The organism is Pseudomonas sp. AU12215 (genome assembly GCF_001675465.2).
Taxonomy (GTDB): Bacteria; Pseudomonadota; Gammaproteobacteria; order Pseudomonadales; family Pseudomonadaceae; genus Pseudomonas; species Pseudomonas nitroreducens.
In genome coordinates, this window is sequence record NZ_MACM02000083.1 from 1 (window position 1) to 1,240 (window position 1,240).

General features: G+C 67.4%; 2 protein-coding genes. Both read right to left on the minus strand.

Translation table 11 applies throughout. From position 1 onward, the window contains the following. Positions 1–36: 36 nt before the first annotated feature. The gene (locus A9513_RS14370) at positions 37–375 is read right to left on the minus strand and encodes a phage tail protein (protein ID WP_065085038.1); all 339 of its coding nucleotides are present in this window, start codon (positions 373–375) and stop codon (positions 37–39) included. Further along, on the minus strand, positions 375–1,240 hold an 866-nt coding region (locus A9513_RS14375; protein WP_065085039.1), incomplete at its 5' end, for a phage tail tape measure protein. The genes A9513_RS14375 and A9513_RS14370, both read right to left, overlap by 1 nt.

Here is a 1,240-nt window from a genome sequence, read left to right on the forward strand (position 1 = left end):
CGCCGGGCTCCAGCTTCTGGAGCTGCAGAATGAGGCTCATGGGTGGAAGGCCTGGTCAAAGGTGAGCGAAAGGACCTCGATCGCGCCTGGCCGACGTTGCTTGCGCCAGGCCTGGCACTTGTACATGCCCAGCTCGCCGCCGGGCGGAGTCCACAGGAACGACCGATAGCCCTTGTGCCGACGGATGAAGTCGAGAATCGGCCCCACTTCATCTGGTAGGCCACCGAAGGTCAGCGACCAGCTCTGGCTCTCGCCGTTGAGCCCGTCGCCCGACACCTGCGCATACCCGTCGCCGAACTGCGACGTGCGCGTGCGCAGAGTGCCGTCGACATCCGCCTCATCGTCGGGCACCCAAGTGAACGTTTCGATTGCCATCAGCCCCTCCCGGCCGCGTAGCGGTAGCTGACGCCACCAGGGCGCCACGAATCAGCGACGGCGCGCTCAGCAGCCAGCTGCATCTGCATTTGCATGTTCTTCTGCAGCGCCTCCTGGTCCAGCTCCATGCCTTCCGAACTGCGGTCTTCCACGTTGACCGCTACTGGCGCGTTGACCTGCAGCGCGGTACCGCCACCACCGCCCACCGAGCGAACACCCAGCGAGCCGTCGGCGCCGCGGGCCAACGGCAGGATCGCCTCCGGCCCAGCCTCACCCATGACCCCAGTGCGTCCGCCTGCCATTCCGAAGGCAGTCGGGCGGCTGACGATGGAGTTGGTGAAGGCCGCGCCGTTGGCGAAGAACTGCACACCATTGGCCCAGGCGCCGCCGTCGGCCTGGGCTGCCGCCCAGTTCGCGTAGGCGTTACCGGTGTAACCGGAAGCCGAAGCGCCGGCAGAAGCCGATCCACCGGCCCAGCCGCTGTAGGCGGAGATCCCCGCGCCAATCACACCGCTGAGCAGTCCTGTGGCCGCCTGCTGGCTGGCAATCCGCGCCATGTCGTTGATCACGCTGCTGGCGAAGTCGCGGAACTTGAATTTGCCAGTGGTGGCGAAGTCGGCCAGGGCGTTGCTCGCGGTGTTGAAGCCGGAGGTGAGCATGTCATCGGTGGCCGACGCGACGTCAGCCGCGTCCGCCTGGATGTTCTGCCACGCCCGGCGGGCGCCGTTGCGGTAGTCCCGCTGCGCCTCCAGTCGCGCGCCGTAGCCGTCGACCTCCATCTGCAGCTCGCGCGCCTGGAAGTCGGCAAGATCCGCAAGGCGCCGCTCATACTCGGCCGGACCAAGCCGGCGGCTCGCATCTTCCT